Annotated in this window: 24 protein-coding genes and 1 riboswitch; of the genes, 10 read left to right on the top strand and 14 right to left on the bottom strand. The window is 38.8% G+C overall.

Annotated features, from left to right (window positions below):
- Positions 1 to 45 precede the first annotated feature (45 nt).
- From EXE10_RS13230 to EXE10_RS13220, 3 genes are all read right to left on the bottom strand, one after another.
- The gene (locus tag EXE10_RS13230) at positions 46 to 1,209 is read right to left on the bottom strand and encodes an acyl-CoA desaturase (RefSeq protein WP_068973303.1); all 1,164 of its coding nucleotides are present in this window, start codon (positions 1,207 to 1,209) and stop codon (positions 46 to 48) included.
- 309 nt (positions 1,210 to 1,518) lie between these two features.
- Positions 1,519 to 2,241, bottom strand: a complete 723-nt coding sequence (locus EXE10_RS13225) for a glycerophosphodiester phosphodiesterase (RefSeq protein ID WP_130113677.1) — start codon at positions 2,239 to 2,241, stop codon at positions 1,519 to 1,521.
- A 276-nt stretch (positions 2,242 to 2,517) separates the two neighbouring features.
- Positions 2,518 to 3,096: a cob(I)yrinic acid a,c-diamide adenosyltransferase gene (locus tag EXE10_RS13220; protein WP_130113676.1), complete on the bottom strand. Its 579-nt coding sequence runs from the start codon at positions 3,094 to 3,096 to the stop codon at positions 2,518 to 2,520.
- A 105-nt stretch (positions 3,097 to 3,201) separates the two neighbouring features.
- A riboswitch (cobalamin riboswitch) is annotated at positions 3,202 to 3,362 on the top strand.
- Positions 3,363 to 3,470: 108 nt separating this feature from the next.
- Here EXE10_RS13220 and EXE10_RS13215 point away from each other — a divergent pair.
- The 9 genes from EXE10_RS13215 to EXE10_RS13175 all read left to right on the top strand — a co-directional run bounded on the left by EXE10_RS13215 (position 3,471) and on the right by EXE10_RS13175 (position 13,356).
- Entirely contained in the window at positions 3,471 to 5,318 is a 1,848-nt protein-coding gene (locus tag EXE10_RS13215; protein WP_130113675.1) for a TonB-dependent receptor domain-containing protein, read from the top strand.
- 158 nt (positions 5,319 to 5,476) lie between these two features.
- On the top strand, positions 5,477 to 6,127 hold the full coding sequence (locus tag EXE10_RS13210) for a phosphoribosylanthranilate isomerase (protein WP_130113674.1): 651 nt from the start codon (positions 5,477 to 5,479) through the stop codon (positions 6,125 to 6,127).
- A complete protein-coding gene (gene trpB, locus EXE10_RS13205; RefSeq protein ID WP_087554139.1) occupies positions 6,111 to 7,337 on the top strand; it encodes a tryptophan synthase subunit beta in 1,227 nt (408 codons plus the stop codon). Before EXE10_RS13210 ends, trpB begins: the two co-directional genes overlap by 17 nt.
- Positions 7,338 to 7,660: 323 nt before the next feature.
- Positions 7,661 to 8,170 carry a DUF1543 domain-containing protein gene (locus EXE10_RS13200; protein ID WP_130113700.1) on the top strand — a complete coding sequence of 170 codons (510 nt, stop codon included), beginning with the start codon at positions 7,661 to 7,663 and terminating at the stop codon, positions 8,168 to 8,170.
- 228 nt (positions 8,171 to 8,398) lie between these two features.
- Positions 8,399 to 10,042 carry a nitrite/sulfite reductase gene (locus EXE10_RS13195; protein WP_130113673.1) on the top strand — a complete coding sequence of 548 codons (1,644 nt, stop codon included), beginning with the start codon at positions 8,399 to 8,401 and terminating at the stop codon, positions 10,040 to 10,042.
- On the top strand, positions 10,035 to 10,520 hold the full coding sequence (locus EXE10_RS13190) for a DUF934 domain-containing protein (RefSeq protein WP_068973310.1): 486 nt from the start codon (positions 10,035 to 10,037) through the stop codon (positions 10,518 to 10,520). The genes EXE10_RS13195 and EXE10_RS13190 overlap by 8 nt, the downstream gene beginning before the upstream one ends.
- 276 nt (positions 10,521 to 10,796) lie before the next feature.
- Positions 10,797 to 11,783: a diaminopimelate dehydrogenase gene (locus EXE10_RS13185; RefSeq protein ID WP_130113672.1), complete on the top strand. Its 987-nt coding sequence runs from the start codon at positions 10,797 to 10,799 to the stop codon at positions 11,781 to 11,783.
- 166 nt (positions 11,784 to 11,949) lie between these two features.
- On the top strand, positions 11,950 to 12,816 hold the full coding sequence (ygiD, locus tag EXE10_RS13180; protein WP_130113671.1) for a 4,5-DOPA dioxygenase extradiol: 867 nt from the start codon (positions 11,950 to 11,952) through the stop codon (positions 12,814 to 12,816).
- Positions 12,817 to 13,002: 186 nt separating this feature from the next.
- A complete protein-coding gene (locus EXE10_RS13175) occupies positions 13,003 to 13,356 on the top strand; it encodes a DMT family transporter (RefSeq protein ID WP_068973313.1) in 354 nt (117 codons plus the stop codon).
- 66 nt (positions 13,357 to 13,422) lie between these two features.
- Here EXE10_RS13175 and EXE10_RS13170 read toward each other — a convergent pair whose 3' ends face one another.
- From EXE10_RS13170 to EXE10_RS13155, 4 genes are all read right to left on the bottom strand, one after another.
- Entirely contained in the window at positions 13,423 to 14,043 is a 621-nt protein-coding gene (locus EXE10_RS13170) for a rhomboid family intramembrane serine protease (RefSeq protein WP_068973314.1), read from the bottom strand.
- Positions 14,044 to 14,143: 100 nt separating this feature from the next.
- Positions 14,144 to 14,590, bottom strand: a complete 447-nt coding sequence (locus tag EXE10_RS13165; protein WP_130113670.1) for a VOC family protein — start codon at positions 14,588 to 14,590, stop codon at positions 14,144 to 14,146.
- Between the two features lie 516 nt (positions 14,591 to 15,106).
- Positions 15,107 to 16,042 carry a mechanosensitive ion channel family protein gene (locus EXE10_RS13160; RefSeq protein WP_068973316.1) on the bottom strand — a complete coding sequence of 312 codons (936 nt, stop codon included), beginning with the start codon at positions 16,040 to 16,042 and terminating at the stop codon, positions 15,107 to 15,109.
- A 15-nt stretch (positions 16,043 to 16,057) separates the two neighbouring features.
- Entirely contained in the window at positions 16,058 to 16,879 is an 822-nt protein-coding gene (locus EXE10_RS13155) for a hypothetical protein (protein ID WP_130113669.1), read from the bottom strand.
- Positions 16,880 to 17,013: 134 nt separating this feature from the next.
- On the opposite strand from EXE10_RS13155, the gene gspE reads away from it, so the two are divergent.
- The gene (gene gspE / locus EXE10_RS13150; protein ID WP_130113668.1) at positions 17,014 to 18,501 is read left to right on the top strand and encodes a type II secretion system ATPase GspE; all 1,488 of its coding nucleotides are present in this window, start codon (positions 17,014 to 17,016) and stop codon (positions 18,499 to 18,501) included.
- 276 nt (positions 18,502 to 18,777) lie between these two features.
- Here gspE and EXE10_RS13145 read toward each other — a convergent pair whose 3' ends face one another.
- The 7 genes from EXE10_RS13145 to EXE10_RS13115 form a co-directional block, all read right to left on the bottom strand.
- Positions 18,778 to 19,227 carry a hypothetical protein gene (locus tag EXE10_RS13145; protein WP_068973321.1) on the bottom strand — a complete coding sequence of 150 codons (450 nt, stop codon included), beginning with the start codon at positions 19,225 to 19,227 and terminating at the stop codon, positions 18,778 to 18,780.
- 212 nt (positions 19,228 to 19,439) lie between these two features.
- Positions 19,440 to 19,865, bottom strand: a complete 426-nt coding sequence (locus tag EXE10_RS13140) for an organic hydroperoxide resistance protein (protein WP_130113667.1) — start codon at positions 19,863 to 19,865, stop codon at positions 19,440 to 19,442.
- A 112-nt stretch (positions 19,866 to 19,977) separates the two neighbouring features.
- On the bottom strand, positions 19,978 to 20,565 hold the full coding sequence (locus EXE10_RS13135; protein WP_130113666.1) for a hypothetical protein: 588 nt from the start codon (positions 20,563 to 20,565) through the stop codon (positions 19,978 to 19,980).
- 107 nt (positions 20,566 to 20,672) lie between these two features.
- Positions 20,673 to 21,497: a carbon-nitrogen hydrolase family protein gene (locus tag EXE10_RS13130; protein ID WP_130113665.1), complete on the bottom strand. Its 825-nt coding sequence runs from the start codon at positions 21,495 to 21,497 to the stop codon at positions 20,673 to 20,675.
- A 36-nt stretch (positions 21,498 to 21,533) separates the two neighbouring features.
- On the bottom strand, positions 21,534 to 22,058 hold the full coding sequence (gigB, locus tag EXE10_RS13125) for an anti-anti-sigma factor GigB (protein WP_068973325.1): 525 nt from the start codon (positions 22,056 to 22,058) through the stop codon (positions 21,534 to 21,536).
- Positions 22,059 to 22,171: 113 nt separating this feature from the next.
- Positions 22,172 to 23,140, bottom strand: a complete 969-nt coding sequence (gene gigA / locus EXE10_RS13120; protein ID WP_130113664.1) for an RsbU family protein phosphatase GigA — start codon at positions 23,138 to 23,140, stop codon at positions 22,172 to 22,174.
- A 124-nt stretch (positions 23,141 to 23,264) separates the two neighbouring features.
- The gene (locus EXE10_RS13115; RefSeq protein ID WP_068973327.1) at positions 23,265 to 24,224 is read right to left on the bottom strand and encodes a VacJ family lipoprotein; all 960 of its coding nucleotides are present in this window, start codon (positions 24,222 to 24,224) and stop codon (positions 23,265 to 23,267) included.
- Positions 24,225 to 24,492 lie beyond the last annotated feature (268 nt).

Below are 24,492 nucleotides of genomic sequence, written 5' to 3'. Positions count from 1 at the left end.
AAAGAAAAGCCCCATTTCGGAGCTTTTCAATTGATGCAAATTTGATTAAGAAACAACGTTCTTTTTAATACCACGCATTAAGGTTTCTAAACGTTCACGATGGAAAGCAAGTTTTTGTTCAACCAATTGGAAATCAACTTTAAGTTTGGCATCCATTTGATGAATTTTTTCAGCAACAGCAGCTTTTTTCGCTTGAATCTCTTGCTCTTTTAAAGCAGCCCAATCATTTAAAGTATGGGTAAATGCTTCATATTCTTGAGAGACTTTCTGCTTCATCGCTGCAATATCGGAGTTCACATCGTGACCATAGATCGCAAGATCTTGTTCAGCATATTTAAACTTCATGGCCAATTCAGCTTTTTTAATATTAAAGCTTGGAATACGGCGAAGATTTTTTGCCAAACCAACTTTAGAGCATGACCAAATGAGCCATTTTGTCGGATCGTACTGCCACCATTTCACACCATTACGGTAGTCGTATTGGAAAATATGATGATAGTTATGATAGCCCTCGCCCCAAGTCGCAATCGCAAGGATAAAGTTATCACGTGCTGTATTTTCGTCTGTATAAGGACGCTTGCCCCACATATGGCATAGTGAGTTGATGAAGAACGTCACATGATGGCTAAAGATCAAGCGAAGTAAGCCACCCAATAATAATACGCCCCACATGTCACCTACAGCCCAGCCGATTGGCAATAAAATGCCTGCATGAACTGCAATGACCAATGGAATGTAATATTTGTCTTGGAACATCACAACTTTATCGTTTAATAAATCTGGTGCGTTTTTATAGTTGGCTTCAGAAGATGGATAGTTACGTAACATCCAACCAATGTGCGCGAACCAAAAACCGTTGTTGATTGAATACGGGTCTTGATCGACATCATCCACATGACGGTGATGGGTACGGTGACCAGAAGCCCAGAATAAAATACTGTTTTGTACAGCAAAAGTACCCATAATCATCAAAATGATTTTGAGTGGTAAAGTCGCCTCATAGGCACGATGCGCCCATAAACGATGATAACCAGCAGTAATACCTAAACTACTGAGACCGAGTAAAACGAATAAACTAATCCAAGCTGCCGCACTAAAATCATGATGATAGGCGTATAAAGGGATCGCGATCATTGCAACTATAGGTAAAAATACCAATGCAAAAACACCGATCCAGTTTATTGGGGCTTTGGGTAGGGGAGCATTCATCTCCAACAGCACTCCTAAGAACCTTAATTAGGTTAAAGTTGAAAGCATAGCTTCAGTATTTTTCTAGGCTATACATTCATGGATTCTATCATGGGCGAACATGTGTTCACTAGCATTAGTGTACATCTGTATTGTATAAAACAGTAACAGAATAAAACATGAATTTTAAAGATTTAATCGAAAAAAATGAATGATTCAAAAGTATGATTTTTTTGTCAAAAAAGCATACAAATTTTAGTCATAGCTTTCTGGCAAAAGTCGTCGTTTAGACTGTTGATAATCAAGTAAAACAAGCTGAATCCTTGATGATTATTTGGTTTGATTCAGTGCCACTTGCATCATTTTAGGAAAATCGGTAATCAAACCATCAATTCCTAAATCACGTAATTTTTTTGCACGTTCAATATCGTTTACTGTCCAAATACTGATGGCTAAATTGGCATCTTGTGTTGCTTTGAGTAGTTGATCTGTGGCTAATTGGTTCATCCATCCAATTTGACAACATTTCAGTGCTAAAGCTTGTTCGATGGCTTTGTCTTGAATGTCATCTTCAATGAGTAAACCGTGTTTGAAATGACTATTTTGTTGAATTAAAGCTTGGTGGATTTTTAGATCGAAACTGGTGATTACTGCAGTATTTTCAAAGCCTTTAAGCTGTTTTTCTAATTCAATAACGAGTTTTTCAGCGTGTTCTTCTGTTTCAACCGCTTTGACTTCAACCTCGATATGTTCAAAGTCTTGCATGATATTCAGGCTTTGACGCAAAGTTGGTGTGATTTGTTTTTCCCAATCCATCCAAATATTGGCTTGGTTGTAGGACTCGAGCTCTGTGCTTTTTAGATCATAGAGTTTTTGATTTGTTCCTGTAGTTCGAAGAAAGTTGTCATCGTGCATGATGATGAGTTCATCATCTTTGAGCTGTCGTACATCAAATTCGACTGCACGAATGCCTAAGTCATGGATGTATTGGAACCCAGCTAAAGTATTTTCAGGAGCTTCTCCACGTGCGCCACGATGTCCGATGATTTTCATAATGCACTCTGTCTGATGATATTTATTTGAAAGGTTTGTTTGCTCAACGATTAAAGATTATAAGGTGTTCACAACCTCAAATTGTATTGGAAAGTTAAATTAATTTGCGTAGGTGATGCCTTACTTTTCAAAGATGAAAAGTAACAAAAATCTTTTGTTGAGTACAAGGTAAGTCCATTTACCTGTACCCAACGGCGACATCCATGTCGCCTAACACAATAGCACTATCATGTGGTTTTAATTTATAGGAAAGTGTGTTGTAAATGATATGTACGATCAAATCGTCTCATTAATATTCTTTTGCCAAAGTACTTCGCTACCACCTTCAGCGCGTTGTAATGTGCGTGAAGCAACGAAGAACCAATCCGATAAGCGATTGAGAAGTTGTAAAGCTGTGGCTTGGATATTTTGGTCACGTGTATGTACGGTCATTAAACTACGTTCAGCACGACGGCAAACTGCACGTGCTTGATGGGTATAGCTACAAACAATTGTTCCAGATGGAAGAATGAAGTCTTTCAGCATCGGTAAGTCTTCATTCATACGGTCAATTTCTTGTTCAAGAAACTCAACGCAAACAGGTTGTAGTAGGTTGTAGTTTGGAATACACACTTCACCGCCTAAATCGAACAACCAGTGTTGAATTAAGCTGAGTGATTTATCCCAAGTCGCTTTATCTTCAATTGTACTCACTGCAATTTGTGAACGTAATACACCGACAATCGAGTTAAGTTCATCAACATCACCCAGTGCAGCAATGCGTAGATCATCTTTGGCTACACGTGAGCCATCACCAAGCCCTGTTGTTCCTGCATCACCTGTACGTGTGTAAATTTTACTTAAACGATGTCCCATTTGGATTCCTTGCGAAAATTTCAGTGTCTATATAAGCATAAAAGATTTCGATGACGATAAGAATATACTTTAAAAATTAAGCTTGACTTCAACATGGTCAGAACATAATCTGCGAACGTTTCAGGTGCTTCAATTCAGAAGTGAAACTGGGAAGTCAGTAGAAATTCCTAATCTGACACTGCCCCCGCAACGGTGAATAGAGTTCAACCATTTTTTGAAATGATTGCTCTTAAGTCCGGAGACCGGCCTGATACAGACCTAATTAATATGCAATTGTTTATTATTCGTTGTTGATGAAATCGATATAGCGCAATCAACATTTGCATAATCCATAGTTTGTTTCGCACGGGCGGTGCGAATGGGGACGTAATTTTATGCGTATTATTTCAAAAGCTTTAGTTAGCTCTTTTTTTACTTTATCTCCTTTATCAGTAGCTATCGCTTCTGAAAATGTTGTTCAACTTCCAACGATTAACACAGTCGCAAATTTGGTTGAACAAGATAACCAAAAAACCATGGCTGCGGTTACGGTCATTGATCGTGCTGAAATTGAACGTAAGCAATATAACTCTGTAGAAGATCTCTTAAAAACACTCCCAGGTGTTTCCATGAAGAATAGTGGTGGTGCAGGTAAAGCAACATCACTTAGTTTACGTGGTACTAATGCTAATGCAATTTTAGTCTTGGTTGATGGTCAAAAAATTGGTTCTGCAACTACAGGTCAAGCCGCATTTCAATTCCTTCCAATTGATCAAATTGAACGTGTGGAAGTTGTGCGTGGCCCTCGTTCAAGCTTATATGGTTCTGAAGCGATTGGTGGTGTGATTCAAATTTATACACGTAAAGGGACTGAAAATGGGGTAAAACCTTTTGCATCATTTACCTATGGCTCTCATGAAAGCTATGATGCAAATGCGGGCGTCAATATCAAAACCGACAATAGTTGGGCAACTTTAAGTGTTGCGGGTACACATACTCAAGGAATTGATTCGACAGATACACAGACCGAACGTGATCATGATGGTTATAAAAACTATTCAGTTTCATTAAAAGCAGGGCATCAAATTACAGATAAACTGGCTGTGGATATGAATGTACTTCATGTTGATGGTACAACTGAATATGACAATAGTTATGCAGTTAATCCAGAACAAGAAATTCAGCAAAATGTGTATGGTCTTGGCGCAACTTATGATGTGAATGATCTTTGGTCTACCCAAGTTAAATTAGGGCGAGCAGAAGATAAAGAAGATTCACGTAGTAATAAAAAATCGCAGTCGGTTTATAACACTACAAGAGATACGGTTTCTTGGTTAAATACATTAAAATTTAATAAAAATAATACTTTATTGTTGGGTTATGATTATTTAAATGATGAAGTGAAAGGCTCTGGTGTCAAAGAATATGTAGAAAAAGAACGTGATAATCATGGTTATTTTGCGCAATATCTTGGTAACTATAACCAAGTTGAATTACAAGCAGCACTTCGTGTAGATGATAATGAACAGTTTGGTACGCATACCACTGGTAATGCAACTTTAGGTTATCATTTTGATCAGGCAATGGTTTATGCAAGCTATGGCACAGCATTTAAAGCACCAACGTTCAATGATTTATACAGTCCTTATGGTGGTGTTCTTGATTTAGAGCCAGAGGAATCTAAAAACTATGAAATTGGCTTAAAAGGTCAGTTGAAAACTCTCGATTGGGAGTTGAATGGTTTTTATAATGAAATTGATGATTTGATTGTATGGCGTCCAGATGCACCTGGTTCATGGAATTGGTATGCGAGCCAAATCGACAAAGCACGTATTCGTGGTGCTGAATTAAGCTTGGGTCAAACACTAGCAAACTGGAAATGGAATGTAAATTACACGTACCAAGATCCAGAAAACCGTAGTGAAGGTGCTGCCAAAGGCAAACAAATTAGCTATCGTGCAAAACAGTTATTTAACGCATCTGCTGACTATACAATGGATAAATGGACAATTGGTGGATCTGTACATGCAGAAGATAAACGTTATATCGATACCGATGGTTTAAATACAGCTTCTTTACCAAGTTTTGCAACAGCCGATACGCGTGTGACTTACCAAGCAACACCAGAGTTTTCTATTCAGGCAAAATTAGCTAATATGTTTGATAAGCAATATCAAACTTCGCAAGGATATAACCAAGACGGTCGTACTGCTTGGGTGACTTTACGTTATGCAATGAAATAATTTGTAGATGCAGAAAAAGCCCTGAAATTTCAGGGCTTTTTTATTTTCATATGGAAAGGCCTTGAAAATCCACGCAATGTATAAAAATTGCTTTACAATGATTCGCCTTCAATATTTAAATTTGTATTGAAAATAAAGAACACATCCGAGTTAATGCTATGCGTACCCGTGCCAAAATTTGCGGAATTACCCGACCACAAGATATTCAGGCTGCTGTCCAAGCAGGTGTGGATGCGATTGGTTTGGTATTTTTTGAACCGAGTCCACGTTATGTAAATGTAGAATTGGCACAACAATTGGCAAAACTGATTCCGCCTTATGTCAATATTGTGGGGCTGTTTGTCAATGCAACAGCAGAAGACATTGCTCAGGTTTTAGAGCAAGTTCCGCTTGATGTGATTCAATTTCATGGTGATGAATCAGCAGAACAATGCAGGCAGATTGCACACTATAATAAACGTCGTTGGTACAAAGCGATTCAGGTGAAACCTGATGCGACAAGTGCAGAAATAATTTCGACAATTCAGCAATATCAACAGGCTGGTGCAAGTGCTATGCTTTTAGATGCATGGCATCCTGAACTGAAAGGTGGAACAGGGCATAGTTTTGACTGGTCACAGTTTCCCAAACTCGATATTCCTTTAATATTGGCAGGTGGTTTAAAACCTGAGAATATTGAAGATGCGATACAAACGACTCAAGCGTATGCAGTCGATGTCAGCGGAGGCGTAGAATCCGCAAAAGGTATTAAAGACCAACAACTCATAGAAAGATTTATGAAAGGAGTCCAACGTGGATCAACAAAGTAAGATTGACTATACCCAATTCCCTGATCAAAACGGGCATTTCGGTATCCATGGCGGACGTTTTGTGTCAGAAACTCTTATGGCAGCATTGGAAGATTTAGAAAAACTCTATTTCCGTATGAAAGATGATGCTCAGTTTTTGGCAGAATTCGACCGTGATTTAGCCTACTATGTCGGACGTCCAAGTCCGCTATATTATGCTGAGCGATGGTCGAAAGAGTTGGGTGGTGCGCAAATTTACTTAAAACGTGAAGACTTAAATCATACGGGTTCTCACAAGGTGAATAACACCATTGGTCAAGCTTTATTGGCAAAATTGTCAGGTAAAAAGCGAATTATCGCAGAAACTGGTGCAGGTCAGCACGGTGTTGCGACAGCTACAATTGCAGCACGTTTGGGTCTTGAGTGTGTGGTATTCATGGGTGCTGAAGACGTGAAACGTCAAGCCATGAATGTGTATCGTATGCGTTTATTGGGTGCGACCGTTGTACCTGTAGAAAGCGGTTCAAAAACATTGAAAGATGCCATGAACGAAGCGATGCGTGACTGGGTGACCAATGTTGATTCAACTTACTATGTGATTGGTACAGTTGCAGGTCCACATCCTTATCCGCAATTGGTACGTGATTTCCAATCGATCATTGGTCGTGAAGCACGTAAACAAATCCAAGAGCAAGCAGGTCGTCTTCCTGATGCATTGGTTGCATGTGTAGGCGGTGGTTCAAATGCAATGGGCTTGTTCTATCCATTCTTGAATGATGAAGATGTGAAAATGTACGGTGTTGAAGCTGCGGGTTATGGCATCGAAACTGGTAAACACTCTGCACCGTTAAACGCAGGTCATGTCGGTGTACTTCATGGCAACCGTACTTATTTAATGTCTGATGATCAAGGTCAAATCATTGAAACGCATTCAATTTCAGCAGGTTTGGATTATCCAGGTGTAGGTCCTGAGCACAGTTTCTTAAAAGATATGCACCGTGTGAACTATGTGCCAATCAATGATACCGAAGCACTACAAGGTTTCCGTGATTTAACCCATATCGAAGGGATTATTCCTGCGCTTGAAAGTTCACATGCGATGGCATACGTGACCAAACTTGCACCGACCATGGATAAAGATCAAATCATCATTGCGACTGTTTCTGGTCGTGGTGATAAAGATTTGATGACAGTAGCCCGCATTGATGGCGTAGAAATGGTTGAGATGTAATTCTCAATAAAATCATAAATAAAGCTCCTTGAAGGGGCTTTATTTTCATATCATTTAATTAAAGTCAAATGGCAAGCACAGCCCTAAATTATGCTGAGTAATCAAATAAATTTGCGTAGGCGATGCCTTACTTTTGACTGGGCAAAAGTAACAAAACCCTTTTGTTTCGTCAGGGGTTCATCCTAGAACCCCGACTCAACGGCGACATCCATGTCGCCTAACGCGATAGCACTATCCTATTGAAGTCTAGGCCTGTGAAAACAGCTATATTTATAGGATGTAAATTTTAAGGATTTACATTGCATTTAAAATTTGGTGTAGAAATGTCGAGTTTGTTTATTGTCATGCTTGGTGGTCGCCACGCACGTGCCAATACTGAAGTTCATGATGTCGTTTTAGCAGTGGGTGAATCGCTTGAAGAAATTACACCACAACTGAAACATGCATGGTTTGGTGAACAGCAAGGTTTACATATTGATGCATGGCATCAGCTACATGGTTTGGAGTTTGAAAATAAGAAGTATCAAATCCATTTTACCGATGCTCAGCCGAATAGCTCAGATGCTAAATTATGGCTGATTAATTTGGGTGGTTATGATGCTCATGAATTTGGTGAATTGCATCGCTATGTTCTTGTCGTTGCTCATGATTCAGCTGAAGCTAAAATGAAAGGAAAACAACAATTTGCTCAGCATTGGCAAAAACCACATACCGATCGTGTCTTGGATGTCGATGATTGTATCGCCATTGACCATGTACATGGACGTTATGTGCAATTAATCGAGGGCGAATTTGCACAAGGGTATTGGGAAAATACTTATTTAACCCTTTAAAATGAGTGAGTAAGAAATTTGGTTTCTTATCACTTAATAAGATAAGTATCTCAGAAAATCATCAATATCGTAATAAATGTGATAAAAACTCGCAAAGCCTTAGTTATTCATGCTTTCAACAAGGCTTATCAATAAAATCGCTATAAAATATGTAAAAAAAGCATTTCGCTGATAGATCAAATCTCGTTATATTGTGCATCGTTATAATGAAACTACTAGCTGTACGCCATGTATTTATATACTGATTTTGACCAACAATTGGTTAATGAACGTGTTGCACAATTCCGTGATCAGACGGAACGTTATTTAGCGGGTAAACTCACTGAAGATGAGTATCGTCCTTTACGTCTACAAAATGGTTTATACGTTCAGCGCTATGCGCCGATGTTACGTATCGCCGTGCCTTATGGTTTAATGAACTCTAAGCAATTACGCAAAGTTGCTGAATTGGCTCAGGAATTTGACCGTGGCTATGCGCACGTTTCTACACGTCAGAATATTCAATTTAACTGGCCTGCATTGGAAAATGTGCCTGATATGTTGCAAGAGCTTGCAACAGTTCAGATGCATGCGATCCAAACTTCAGGTAACTGTATCCGTAATACAACCACTGACCAATATGCAGGTGTGGTTGCAGGCGAAATTGCTGACCCACGTCCTACTTGTGAATTGATCCGTCAATGGTCAACTTTCCATCCAGAATTTGCATTCTTACCACGTAAATTCAAGATTGCAGTCTCTGCACTTGAGGAAGTTGATCGTGCAGCGACTTCATTCCACGATATTGGTGTATATCTAACACGCAATGAAGCGGGTGAACTCGGTTATAAAATCAAAGTTGGTGGTGGTTTAGGTCGTACCCCAATTATTGGTTCTATGATCCGTGAATGGTTACCACGTGAAGATTTAATTGCTTATCTTGAAGCAGTTCTTCGTGTGTATAACTTACATGGTCGCCGTGACAATAAATACAAAGCACGTATTAAAATCTTGGTAAAAGCATTAACCCCTGCGGTATTTGCTGAAAAAGTTGAAGCTGAATTTGCTGAAACGATTAAAACATTAAAAGTTGATGCAGATACGTTGAAGAAAATGGATGAGGAATTCACACCATTTACGTATCAAAATTATGCAGATGAAGATTTCACTGCACAATTTGCAGAGCATCCAAAATTCAAGCAATGGTTCAATATTAATACCAATGCACACAAAGTTGCAGGCTATCGTATCGTGACGATTTCTCTGAAACGTGCAGGTGTTGCACCGGGTGATATGACCACTGAAGAAATGAATTTGATTGCTGATCTTGCAGACAAATACACGTTTGGTGAACTTCGTACGACACACGAACAAAACATTTCTTTGGTCGATGTACCACAGAAAGACTTGTTTGAATTGTGGCAAATCCTTGAAAAGAATAACCTTGCTCGTGCGCATATTGGTTTCATTACCGATATTATCTGCTGTCCAGGTGGTGATTTCTGTTCATTGGCAAATGCGAAATCTATTCCAATTTCAGAAGCGATTTCACGCCGTTTTGATGACTTAGATACCATTTATAACTTGGGTAAAATTGATCTGAATATCTCGGGTTGTATGAATGCCTGTGGTCACCACCATGTGGGTAATATTGGTATTTTGGGTGTAGATAAAAAAGGCGCTGAATTCTACCAAATCTCTTTAGGTGGAAATGCAGACCACGATGCTTCACTTGGTGACATCTTAGGGCCATCATTCTCAGCAGAAGTGATTCCTGATATTGTGGATGAAATTTTGAATACTTATCTTGATCTTCGTAATGAAGGTGAAGAGTTTATCGAAACTTATCGTCGTGTCGGCATTCAGCCATTTAAGGAGCGTGCATATGCTTAATACAGCACTTCAAGTCCTCTCTAAAGATGGCACAATTGCAGATAATACTTATCAAATCATCGGTGAAGATGGTGTGTTACCACAAGGTGATGTGCTTCTGACTGTTGAGCAATTGGATCAAATTGGCAATGTTTCAGGTAAAAAAGCTTTATTCATTACCGTAGATACTTCTCCTGAAGTGAATCAATTTCCACTTGATCAGTTAGATGCAATCTTTATTGATTTTGCAGGCTTTAATGATGGTCGTGGTTATTCATTTGCTGCGTTGTTACGTCGCCAAGGCTATCAAGGCGAGCTTCGTGCCACAGGTGATGTATTTAAAGATGTTTTAAATTACATGAAGCGTTCAGGTTTCGATACTTTCGTGATTAAAGAAGGTAAAGATATTACTGAAGCAGCGGCAGGTTTGGGTGATTTTACCAACCCTTACCAAGCGTCGACTGCGGTTGCGCAAGCAAGTTATCAAACGGGTGCTTAAGCCTATTTGACATTCAAGAGCCTGCATCAAGCAGGCTTTTTTATTTTTAAAAATTGATCATAAATTTATATATTTTATAGGGTTAACATTGCTCTATTTTAGTGCATAGTCATGTAGAATAAGGTTACTTAAGCTCTAGGCGTTAGGTTTAATATTTCGGAATATTCAAAATAAAAGTGAATATCTAATTTAAAATCTTAGGCATTCACTTTTATTTTTAGTCTTTTATTTCTAGCCCTTTTATTTTTAGTTTTATTTAAAAGTGACCTTGTTTTTATGCAAAATTCTATTCGTGTCGGTATTGCGGGTTATGGCAACCTTGGGCGTGGTGTTGAAACTGCGATTCAAAAAAATCCTGATTTACAATTGGTCGGTATTTTCAGCCGTCGTGATCCTGCAACAGTTTCTCCATGCTTTGCTGAAACTCAAGTGTATGCAATGGATTCGTTAAGTGATTTCCAAGATAAAATTGATGTATTGATTTTATGTGGTGGCTCGAAAGATGATTTGCCACAGCAAGGTCCAATCTTGGCAAGCCAATTCAATACCGTAGATAGTTTTGATACCCACGCACGTATTCCTGAATATTTTGCTGCGGTGGATGCACCTGCTTTAGCAAATAAGAAAACTGCGATGATTTCGATTGGTTGGGATCCAGGCATGTTCTCAATCAACCGTTTATTTGGTGAAGCGCTATTACCTGATGGTGAAACTTATACCTTTTGGGGTAAAGGTTTAAGCCAAGGTCACTCGGATGCAATTCGTCGTGTAGAGGGCGTGAAAGCTGGTGTGCAATACACCATTCCATCGACGGATGCGATTGAAAAAGTTCGTAGTGGCGCACGTCCAACGTTGACAACCAAAGAAAAGCATCAACGTGAATGTTATGTCGTTCTTGCAGACGGTGCAGATGCAAAAGCTGTTGAGCAGGCGATCGTGACCATGCCTGACTATTTTGCAGACTACAACACCACTGTAAATTTCATTGATGAAGAAACACTGAAAAAAGATCACCAAAAAATGCCACATGGCGGTTTTGTGATTCGTAGTGGAAACACCAGTGATGAACAGAATCAGGTTGTTGAATTTTCATTAAAACTCGACAGTAATCCTGAGTTTACAGCGAGTGTACTGGTTGCGTATGCACGTGCATGTTATCGCTTGAATCAAATGCAGCAGTACGGTGCGAAAACTGCATTTGATGTTGCACCAGGTTTACTCTCAATGAAAACACCTGAGCAACTGCGTAAAGAATTACTCTAAGACATTATTGAAAAATGAACAGAAAGCCGAATGAAAATTCGGCTTTTTTATTACCTCAGCGTCATTCTATTTCTCAGCCATCGTTCTATTTTTGCAATGTTGTATGTTGTAAAAGTAACTATGTTCATGATCAGAATCTTTGCATAATAAAGCAAAGTCTATTTTCATGGTGAATGAAATGTTACATCAAACAACAGGTGATTTGTCCTTACTGAAAGGTTGGAATGCAACGCTGCCCAATACGGAAGTGATGCCTGTGCTGTTTCTTGGACATGGCTCACCGATGAATGCGATTCAAAGCAATGATTTCACACGTTCATGGAACAATATTGGTGCTGAATTAAATACTCAACCCACTGCGATTTTGTGTATTTCTGCACATTGGCTCACGCAGGGCGGAACAGCAGTGACTGCAATGCAACAGCCTAAAACCATTCATGATTTCGGTGGTTTTCCGCAAGCATTATTCGATATGCAATATCCTGCATCAGGTAATCAAGCGTTGGTTGAGGCGACCATAGAAGCCATTCAAAGTATTCATGTGCATCATGATCATGACTGGGGCTTAGACCATGGCACTTGGGCGGTACTTTGTCATGTATTCCCAGAAGCGAATATTCCAGTGGTACAACTCAGTATCGACTATAGCCAAGGTGCGCAATATCACTATGATTTGGCTAAAGAACTTGCTCAATTACGTAGGAAAGGTGTATTGATCGTTGCAAGTGGCAATATGGTACATAACCTGAGACAGGTTGCATTTGATAAAATGAATGATGATTACGGTTATGACTGGGCGTTAGAAGCCGACGCCAAAATGAAGAATTTTTTGCTCAATCATAATCACAAAGCATTGATTGATTGGGATAAACAAGGGCAAGATTTCTTATTGTCGATTCCAACACCTGATCATTATTATCCAATGCTGTATGCATTAGGCTTGCAAGAAGATAAAGATGAATTGTCTATTTTTAACGATCGCGCAGTTGGTGGCTCATTGACCATGACTTCTTTTAGATTGGATCAGCGTTAATTTTCAATACCTAAAAATTAATGATTGAAAAGGTGAATAATAATTCGCCTTTTTGTTTTTTAATTGAACTATGATTCTTGCTGAGTCTTTTGCGACGACTTTGTTTTATTGAAAATGATGATCGTACTATTCCTTATATCAAACTCAAGCTAAACTTCAGCCACTAAAATTTGAACTATAAAGATAATGTCTGAATTGTTTGCAAAAATTAATCCTGGGGTGTTCTGGTTATTGATCGCGATTGCGACGGATGTCCTTTCTACTTTTTATTCTGCTAAAGGCAATGGTTTGGTCAATAAGCTAGATCAAGGGATTGCTTTGGTTTTATATATTATTTCATTTGCCTGTGCAGCCTATGCATTGAAATTTATGCAAGCGGGGATTCTCTATGTTTTATGGTCTGGGTTGGGCGTGATTGCGACGGCACTTTTAGCCAAAGCTTTTCTTGGACAGAATATTGATTTGGCAGGTTGGGTGGGGATTGCCTTTATTACTATCGGGTTAACCATTATTGCGCAGTTTTCCAATATTGATGTTTAAGCCGAATGATTACTTCAAATACTTAAACATCAAACATTGCTGTACTTATTGAAAATAGAGGCGCATTTAAAATAACGGTGTATTTAAAAATTTATAGAAAAATGCTGTGCCAAGTGATGGTTCTAAAATCATAGGAAATAAGAAGCCATACACAGCACCTGCAATATGCGCACGATGGTCAATCAACGGTGAGCGCCCTGAACGTATGGCATAGAAGCTATAACAGAGATAAATCGTGGCAAAAATAATTGCAGGAATCGGAATAAAGTAAAGATATAAAATACCCCAAGGGTTAAACAGCACCGCACTGAACAAGACGGCATTGACTGCACCAGACGCACCTAAGCTACGATAAGAGTTAAGATTACGGTTATGCAAATAACTTGGAATTGCCGCAATAATAATGGCACTACAGTAGAACAGGACAAAGCCCATACCACTCAGATAACCACGAAAAAAGAACTCAACATTTCGCCCAAAGAAATACAGGGTAAACATGTTAAAAAATAAATGCATGCCATCATTATGAATAAAGCCGTGTGTCAAAAAACGATCATATTGACCATGTTTAATCGCTGAAATATTGAAAATCAAACGATTCATCACATTGCGTTGTTGCCATGCCACCATTGAAATCCCAATGGTGATGAGAATAATCAGAACGGTATGAGTAAGACCTGTGATCATATTGTTATAAACACATTCATTATAGATTGGATGCAATATAACCGATCTTAATGTAATTCAATAGGCTATATTGCAGAACGTATTAATCGTGATGCCAAGTTTATGCTTCACTGAGTTGGCAGTTGATCATCCATTTAATCCCGAATTGATCTGTAAACGCACCATACAGCGCACCCCAAAAAGTATTGTCCAAAGGCATTTCAATTTGTCCATTGACGGACAGTTCTGCATACAAACGTCGTGCTTCTTTTTCTTCATGTGATTCTAAGTTGATCGAAATGTAGTGATTTGTCCCTTGGCTAAAAATGCTGTTAGGTGCACAAAATTGGTCATTCACATCGGAAGCCATCAGCATGGTGAAATCATTGATCGGTAGTGAAATATGTAAAATATAATTTTTTTCTTGTTCTGAAAATGTCACGCCATCTTCTTGTGGCAGTTCGCCATAACGGGTCAAGTAGCTGAACTCTCCGCCAAAGACAGATTTATAAAAGTTAAATGCAGCTTCGGTTGTTCCTTGAAAGTTTAAGTAATGATTGAGTTGCATGATCAAATCCATTTTTTGCTTAGATCTGATTAATTTAGCATTTGAATACTTAAAGCTTGATGAAAATTTTGTTGTTTATTGAATCATTTTAGCTATTTTTTATTGCACTCAATGAGCACAACAGTAATTGCTGTTGAAAATTTGAATTACAATCTAATGTTACGTGGTTGAAAAGAGTCATCTATATTTAAAATTTTTTTAATTCCCCTTAGCAGAGTCTTACATGGAAAAGTTTTGATTTTCGGACTAACCTGCGGCTCGCCTTACTTTTGTTTTGGCAAAATGAGCAGTGAAACTGCGCAAGGAAACCATCTTGCGGACTCAAAATATATTTTGAGGATCCTCACCGCAAAACTCGTCGACCACCACCTCTTGATTAATACATCGCAGAAACATTAACTTATAGATCTTGCGCCATAACTGGCTCATGCCTCAAACACGTTGCGGATGACGTTTCCGCGTATCTAACTTTTTCGAGGTGTAAAATTCGATTTTGATGCTACTTGGTAACATTAATTACAAAGATTTATCTTGTTTCTTTTCGAGCTTTAAGTCTTGCGCATTGGCATATTCATCTAAGTCTTCATTGCGAGAAGGGCTTTGGGCTTCAGGGCGATCTACAAAACCAATTTTTGGCACAGGGATTTCGATCTGATTTTCCACAAAACGATTTTGAATCAATTCATGAATTTCATCTTTGACTTGTAGATAGTTACTTTGTTTACACCATAAAGCAAAAAGAATCTCAATAGAGGATTCAGCAAAAGAAGACACAGTGACACGTGGTTTAGGGTCAGCGAGTACCAGTGAATAATCATTGGCAAGTTCGATTAAAACTTCACGGACTTTATTAATGTCTTCGGTAAAATTAATTGCAACTGTGATGGAAAGTCGCCGGATTGGAAATTTAGATAGGTTATGTACAGGTGCTCGGATCAATTGCTCATTGGGTAGACGGACATAGACATTGTCCATGGTCAGCAGTTTGACTGAAAGCAAATCAATGGAAATAACTTCACCTTCAATGGTATGTCCACGAATTAGGGTAATCTGAATGGTATCGCCAATTTCAAATGAACCTTCACCAATCAAGAATAGTCCGCTGATCAAGTTAGAAGCAGAGGTCTGCGAGGCAAAACCTAAGGCAACCGTTAAAATCCCTGCTGCACCTAAAAAGACACTGAGTTTAAAGCCAGCTTCTTTTAAGCTTGCCATGACAAAAATCATGAAAATAAAGTAAAAAATACCGCGTCGCCAAACCAAGCGTTGATGTGCATTAAAACGTACACCGATGGTTCGGATAAAGGTATTGGACACCACACGAGCCAGTATAAAACCGACAAAACCGAGAACCAGTGCAACCGCAATTTCGCTTAAACGATCGACATTGATATTGGTAAAAATGCCTTTTAGGCTTTGAGCGATGTCTTTGGGGATGTTGGAATCAGCCATATTTACCTCATCCCATTAGAAAAATGAATCAAACATATTAAACAATGCACCACCTGGTGAACGAGGCGGATGCACATAGACCACTTCACCTGCCAGTGGTGGGGTGCGATTTTCAATTTTTACTCGTGCAGGGCGATCATTCCCCTCATAAATGACTTTGATTTGTGATGTCCATAAACGCCCCGTGCTTTCACTATAGAAAAGTGGCAAGGCAGGAACAGGTACATTCATACGATCAAAACGAAGCTGATGATTACTGACATTATGAAAATCAATCGGGGTCACAGCACGAAAAGCACGAGGACGTAATAAGTTTAATTCAGTACGTCCATCCACAGATGTGGCATAGCACATTTCACCAAAACGATGATCGGGGCCGAACCATGTATCTTTGGGTTGAATCACAGGAATATCAAACAGTGGCTCTTTTTGCGCTTGAACAAAACCTGAAACCCAAAGCGGTGTACTGATATAGAGTGTGCCACGTTGCCCCGCGGGAATATAAATCGGGTCTACAGGACGAATCACCACAGAACGATCAGCTAAACGAGGCAACAGTTGAAATGTTTTATGCGTTTCTCTGAACATGTAGCGTTCAACATGTAAGGGTTCTGGAAAGCCAAAATTCACATCGTGGATGCAATGCCATTGTTGTTCATAGTCATATTGAAACTGTGGACGATAATATTCTAAACGCCACTCTTGCAAGCCACGCGTCATGCGCATAATCATAGAGCCAAACTGCCATGCCTTAGATTGATGCAGTTCAAACTGTTGTTCTCCCCACCACTTGAGGTCGGGAAGTTCAGGTTCTAGATGTTCATTCTTCTTTGACAAATGTGTTTATCCCGTACATAAATGATCATTAAAAAATAGGCTTTGCAAATCATCAATTCTTTAAAAAACAGACTTCACGCTGTCATGCGCATAGAGTACACTCAAAGCAATTTAAATCATTAATATAAGTTGTAATGCAAGTCCTTAAACAATTACAAATACCCTATAGTTTTGCAAAACGACATGGCGTGTTATTGCGCTATGAGGGCGATCAAGTTTTTATTGTTCGTCGTCAGGATACCGCACAAATTGCAATACAGGAAGCACGTCGCTATTTAGGACGCGTTGCGCAACATCAGTTATGTTCTGAAACTGAGTTCAATCAAATGCTCAGTTCCAGTTATGCAGGGGAAACTGGGGAATCTCAACAGGTTGCCGCAGGTTTGGAAGATCATCCAGACTTACTCAGTTTAGCTGATCAGGTTCCTGAAACTGAAGATTTGATGGATCAGGAAGATGATGCGCCGATTGTGCGTTTGATTAATGCCTTACTTTCAGAAGCCATCCGTGTCGGTGCGTCTGATATTCATATTGAAGCTTTTGAAAAGAAATTATCAGTGCGTTTGCGTGTAGATGGTCAGTTACGTGAAATCGTACAGCCACGCCGTGAACTTGCACCCTTGTTGGTGTCACGTATTAAAGTCATGGCAAAACTGGATATTGCTGAAAAGCGTGTTCCGCAAGATGGTCGTATTTCTTTGCGTCTTGCAGGGCGTGAAGTGGATGTCCGTGTATCGACTTTGCCATCGTCACATGGTGAGCGTGTGGTGATGCGTCTGCTGGATAAGCAAGCTGGGCGTTTGAATATGACCCATTTGGGATTGATGCAAAGTGATTATGATCGTTTAACTACTTTGGTACATCGTCCGCATGGCATTATCCTCGTTACAGGTCCTACAGGCTCGGGTAAAACCACGACACTTTATGCAGCACTTTCTGACTTGAATGATGGTTCTAAAAATATTCTCACAGCCGAAGACCCGATTGAGTATCAGCTTGAGGGGATTGGGCAAACACAGGTCAATACCAAAGTGGATATGACGTTTGCGCGTGCGCTCAAAGCCATGCTGCGTCAAGATCCTGATGTGGTGATGGTGGGTGAGATTCGTGATCTTGAAACTGCGGAAATTGCAGTTCAGGCTTCGCTTACAGGTCACTTAGTGTTATCAACACTGCATACCAATACTGCGATTGGTGCGGTGACGCGTTTAAAAGATATGGGTATTGAACCATTCTTATTATCCAGTTCGTTGATTGGCGTGATTGCACAGCGTTTGGTGAGAACGATTTGTTCGCATTGTCATACATGGCGTGAAGCGGATGATTTTGAAAAAGAAGTATTTAAACCGGTTTCGACAGATTTTAATTTAAAACTTCCTGTGCCAAATGGTTGTGATCACTGTTCACATACTGGGTTTACAGGGCGTACTGCGATTTATGAAATTGTTCCAATCGATGAGCAAATGCGTCGTTTGATTCATGGTAATGCTGCGGAATATGAGCTTGAGGAATATGCGCGCCGTGATGCAGGTTCGATTCGTGACGATGGTTTGCGTAAGGTGCTGGCAGGTAAAACCACGATGGAAGAGGTTTTACGTGTGACCAATGAAGCTGCGGAGTGAGTAACGGAATATTCATATTAGGTTTTGAATTTTCCACTATTGTAGACTGAGTATTGTTTAAGATATCTATTTAAATTCGTGAAACAATGGTTGAATACTAAGCGTGAAACGTGAAAAATCTATAAAAAGGTCTAACCTGTGAAGATTAGGTATTTTGCTATGTGATAAGGTTATGATTTAAAATAAGAAATCATAGCCATTTCGCATAAGGTGTATTATGTTAATTTTAGGAAATCTTAAGTTCAATCAGACTAAATTTCTTTTTAATTGATCACATTAGCAATTGTTTTCACAATCTAATAATTTGGGAATTTTTAGCCAAATTGATTCAACTTTAGCAAAATCTCTCTCCTCTTCGATTTCAGGAATGTAAAACCGAATAGTATCTTTTAAAATATTAACTCCTAGCCCCTCTTCATCTTTAACCACACAAATATTATTTTCATTTAATATTGCTGTTAATTCTTTATAGGAAATTCCTAAAACTTGTTTATTAAATAAATAAAACATTGCATCTAAATCGTGAAGCTCTACTTCCGTTAGTCTATTCTTTTTGTCATACCAACACTTTATGCTTAGCTTTCCAAAGGAATCAACTGAATTTTGATTATATTCGGTCTTTGGAAGTACTCTATAATTTATACCAACAGCTTTTCGTACATCTTTACGATCACGAATACTATTAAATATGGTTAAACCATCATTATGACTATAATAAAAATTCATTTTTTACATATTTCTTAATAAAAATTATTTGATCAGCAGTTTACCATTTACTGATATTGTTAAAGCCGTCTGTCATTTTAACATAATGGGCGTTATGCGAAATCATAATTAAATAGTTTTTATTTTTCAATTTGTTAGTAAATTAGGAAACATCCTTTATCTGCAAAAGCCGATTACAAAAATCGGCTTTTGACCAATTATTTCTTAAAAAATCAAACAATCACATTTAACGTCACATCAATATTGCCACGCGTTGCATTTGAATAGGGGCAAACGATATGAGCAGCATCTACCAACTTCTGTGCTTCAGCTTGCTCCAAGCCTTCCAAATGAATATTTAACTTCACTTCAATCCCAAAACCAGTTGGAATTGGACCAATACCGACTTCACCTTCAATATACACATCAGGTGTAATCTTTAACTGATCACGATTGGCAACAAACTTCATCGCACCCAAGAAACATGCAGAATAACCCGCAGCAAAAAGCTGTTCAGGATTTGTTCCACCACCTGCACCGCCCATTTCCTTAGGTACAGCTAATTTCACATCTAAAATATTATCCGAAGAGGTTGCACGACCATCACGACCACCTGTTGCTTTGGCATGTGCTGTATAAACGACTTTTTCTAAAGACATGATTATTTCCCTGTTATGGCTTGAAAATTTTTAATAGGAATAACCATCCTGTCTGAAAATGCCGAAAGAATAAGCAGTGTTTTTGTAAATTTAGGCGAGATATTGTTGCGCCTTAAAGCGGACCTACGCTATTTAAAAAACTCACCAGATATTGCCCATTTTTTTGTTTCGCAATTTTGCCAAAAGTAAAAGTTTGAGGCATTTCTTCAGAACCTTTGAGTTGGTATTCTGCATTGATTTTAAACGTTTTGTATTTTGTAAATTGTTGCTCTAAGGCTTTAATTCCATAAAGATAAAAACCACGATCATCAGTTTGAAAATATACAGCAATTCGCTTTAACTCTTGAATTAAACAGCTTTGACAAAGTTTATGATCTTTTTCAATGTTTTGTGCATTTAAAATCAACTGAATGTCGAAACCATAAGATTCACATCCGACATTTTCAAGCCGAATGGATTGACCATTTTCTAATTGCGCTGTTTCTAAACCGTAGATTAACGGAAAATCATCTGTTGTATATTGAATTTGAAAACTGTGTTTTTGCACTTTATTTTTCAGTAAAACAGGTGTTGCGAGTCCACGAACACATTCTTTTTCAAAGTTTTGCTTGGCTTTAGTATATTGCGGATTATCTTTTGCCAAAACAGGACTATGAATGAATGCTGTGAATAGGGCAGTTAAGAGTAGAATTTTGCGCATTATTTTGTTTGATTTATATTGAAAAATTAAGCTATTAGAAACGAAATATTTATGCCATTCAATAGATGTAATTTCTTAGAAGTAATATTGAGAATTAAACTAAAAATTTAAAAATTAACCAGCTTACGATGCTGCATCAAAGGCATAGACGCACGAATTGCTTCTTGTTCTGCTAAATCAAATGGCACTGTTAAAAGTTGCGCGCCTTCTTGATCTGTAATTTGTAAAATTTGCCCACGACTATTGCTCGCACCTGCATGTCCCCAAGTCTGACGCTTTTCACCATGCCAACCTTGTTGAGCAGCGCCCAAAACTTGACATTGACTGTCCATCGCACGTGCTTGAAGAAGCAACTGCCAATGCATTTCACCCGTGGTATAAGTAAAAGCAGCAGGCGCAGTCAAGATATTTGCACCTTGAGCACGTAGCGTTAAAGCCAGTTCAGGAAAACGTAAGTCATAACAGACCATCAAACCGATATTGCCAAACGGTGTTTTCGCAACAACCACGTCTGTACCAGGCTCAAAAAACTTAGATTCTTGATAACCACCCACAGCATCACCGACTTGCACATCAAACAAATGAATTTTGTCATAACGTGCTTCGGTACGCTCAGGGCTGATACATAAGCTCACAGTACGCACACGACCATCTTCAATGATCGAACCATCAGGACGGAAAGGGCAAGGCAAAGTCCCTGCAACAATCCAAATTTGATATTGATGGGCTAAATTTTCCAGACGCTGTTGAATTTCTTCAAAACGAGCAGCCGTTTCACGCTGTTTACCTGCCGCGAAACAGACGAAATTTTCAGGGAAAACAATCAACGATGCGCCATCCGCTTTACTTTGTTGTATCAACGACTCAATCACACTGAAGTTTGCTTCAATGTCATTTTGAGAATTCATTTGAACAACAGAAAGTAAAGTCATGTGCAATCCCTTTAAATGATGACAAACTTGGAAAGATTAAGCGTTTTGCTGATCTGAAGATACACAGTCCATCGTATCTTGCTGTTTCTCAAGTTGTTTAACCAATGGCTCAAACATATTTTGGTTGTTTTCATTGAGCTTCATCAGCGTTTTGTGTGCATCGAGAACGGTACACAACATGGTGCTATGATTCACATTGTCGTCAATCAAAGCTTTGGTGCAGACCTGAGGGTCGCCACAATAATTTAAAATAACAAAAACCTGCCCCAAGCCCATGCTATTGGCTAGAGTGGTAATATCTGGATTTGTGGACAGCATCACGGCTTGGATGTGGTGTACTTGTTTTAGCTTTAAGCCAAGCTTGGCAAGTATTCCAAGAACTGTACTGTCTATAAATGTGGTTTGGGTTAAATCAACAATTGCGCCAGTGACGTTTTTTTGCTGTTCAATCCTCGCCAAAAGTTTGTCTAAGCTTATACAAGATTGGGCTCGCACTTCACCAATGAGTTTGAAGATATGCGTTCCATCCAAGCTTGCATATTCAACATGACCTGTTGACATATAAATGCCATTTGCAGAGAAGGATAGGAAAATTATCACATAGCGCAACTCTATACTCAAGCATTTGCGTATAGCTTATTAGTCTAATTTATTATATGTGATTGATTGTAAAGTTAATTCATTCTTCGGAGACTGAGGATGGCAATATCATCTGCGACGTGATCTGGCGCGCGGAATGATTGATTTTGCAAATCATAGACCAATTGCGCGAACTGTTCGTTCAAACCACCTTTATAAGGTTCAAGCGCACCATCTGAACAAATAATAAACCGAGCATGTTTGGTTAATGTGCATTGGAATTCTTCAACTTCTAGGTCTTCTGTCAGCCCTAAAGGAAAACTACTGGTATTTAAAACGCGAGGAGCTTGATTCGGTTCCAAAATAATCGGTGGAGGATAATGTCCTGCACTTGACCATTTTAAAGCATGGGTTTCTAAGTTTAGAATACCTGCAACCATAGTGATGTGCTTTTCAATATTTTCTTGAACGAGCATCCCATTGAGTTTTTTGATTAATTCTCTCGGTGTTTTAGAGCGACCATGAAATGCCGCCATCCAAGAGGTCAGTAATGAGCTTGTTACCCCATGACCAGATACATCAGCGAGATAGAACATGATTTCTTTATCGCTGATTTTCCAATAATCGTACCAATCACCAGACAAATATGCAGAAGGTTGAAATAACGTCTCAACCTTATAATTTTGTAGCTCAATTGGGTTGGGTAATAGTTTCTTTTGTAATTCAGCAGCAGAGGGAAGATCACGACTGTCCTGATTACGCTTATATTGCGCATCAATTTTTAACAGTGAACCCTCAAGATTGATGGGTAGTTTTGTCCAAATCCAACCCGCTAAAGCACCCAATTCCCATGCTTGAGACAATTCAGCACCTTCATTTTCTTGCGCAATAACAATAGTGGGTAGTGCCCATTGATGTTGTAAAAAGTCATGCACATCGGCGATCGCAATTCGGGTCGGGTCATAAAGATGAATATCTTCAATCGTAATCATTTGCAAACTCGGAAGTGTATTTAACACTTGTTCAAGATTTGAAATTTGGCGATTTGGCTGAATGAAATACATGAATGAAATGAATGACCTTTAATGGGGATAAACAGCGTGATTTAATAGATTTACTATAGATGACACGACATTGCTAGCAAAACGATAAGAATGGCTAGCAATGAAGTTTAACAAAATATTAAGCTTATTGCTGAGTGTTAGAGTCAGTACTATCATCTGGGCTCGTAACATCATCACTTTCGTCTTCGTCATCTACAAAGGCAACAGCTTCCTCACCTTTACCTTTCTTCTCAGCAATTTGGAAAGCCAAACGTTGTAAATAGATGTCACGAATTGCTGCATAGCGATCACCTTGTAATACGCTTTCAACATCGAGAAGTTTAGCACGTGTATTGATACCGCCTAAAACACGATTTCCCCAGATTAAACCTGTTTGACCATTGTCATCCATTGGATAAGTAATTGGATTTGCATAACCTTCAGCAACATAGTCACCGACGTGACGAATGGTACTTGGTCCTAAAATAGGAAGCATCAAATAAGGGCCGCTTGGAACACCATAATAACCTAAAGTCATACCTAAGCTTTCTTCTTCAGTCGCTAAACCTAGACGTGTCGCTGGATCAGCCATACCTAAAGAAGTAACAGTATTAATTGTAAATCGACCTAAAGATTTTGCTGCACGACTAAATCGACCTTGAGCGAGTTGGTTTACTGCATTCCATGGTTCGCTTAGATTTTTACGGAATAAACTATAAGAAGAGCGAACATCTTCTGGAGTCTTCTCTTTATATTGAACCGCAATAGGTCTGAAAATATTACGATCTAACATATCGTTAAATGCATAAACTTCACGGTTTAAGGGTTGTAATGGGTCTTTTACAGCATCAGGTTGAGCCGCATTTGCATTTACCTTGAGATCATTTTTAGTAACATGCTTAAGTTCTTTTAACGCTGTCAATCTCGGATGTTTTGACGTTGCTGTAGTTGTTGTGTCATCTATAGCAGGCTTATCATCAGAAACAGACGCTGTAGACAAAGCATTGTTTGCATTTTCTTGAGTAGATGACTCTTCTTGAGCAAATACATGGCTCGTTAAGCCAATGCTGAGTAAACAAGCCCAAAGTGTATGATAAGGACGCATACGATTCCTTGAAGTATTTTGAAAATAAAATGAGTCGATAATCAAATTAAAGACGGCTAATGACATTCTAACAAGAGTTATTCGATTTGTATTAGAACAAATTTGATCAAAAAATGTGAATAAATATGATTTATGGGTGAAAAATAAACAGATGAAACACTTTTTTATAAAAAAATGAAAAAGGGGGTTGTGTTGGTTCTGAAATGCTGTAGAATGCACATCCATCGGCGGTGATGAAGATTAAAACTTCTGATAAAACAGTGACTTG

The sequence above is a fragment of the Acinetobacter sp. WCHAc060033 genome, assembly GCF_004209125.1.
GTDB lineage: Bacteria > Pseudomonadota > Gammaproteobacteria > Pseudomonadales > Moraxellaceae > Acinetobacter > Acinetobacter wuhouensis.
The sequence above is the reverse complement of the archived record's forward strand: the minus strand, read 5'-3'. Positions and strand labels throughout refer to the sequence as shown.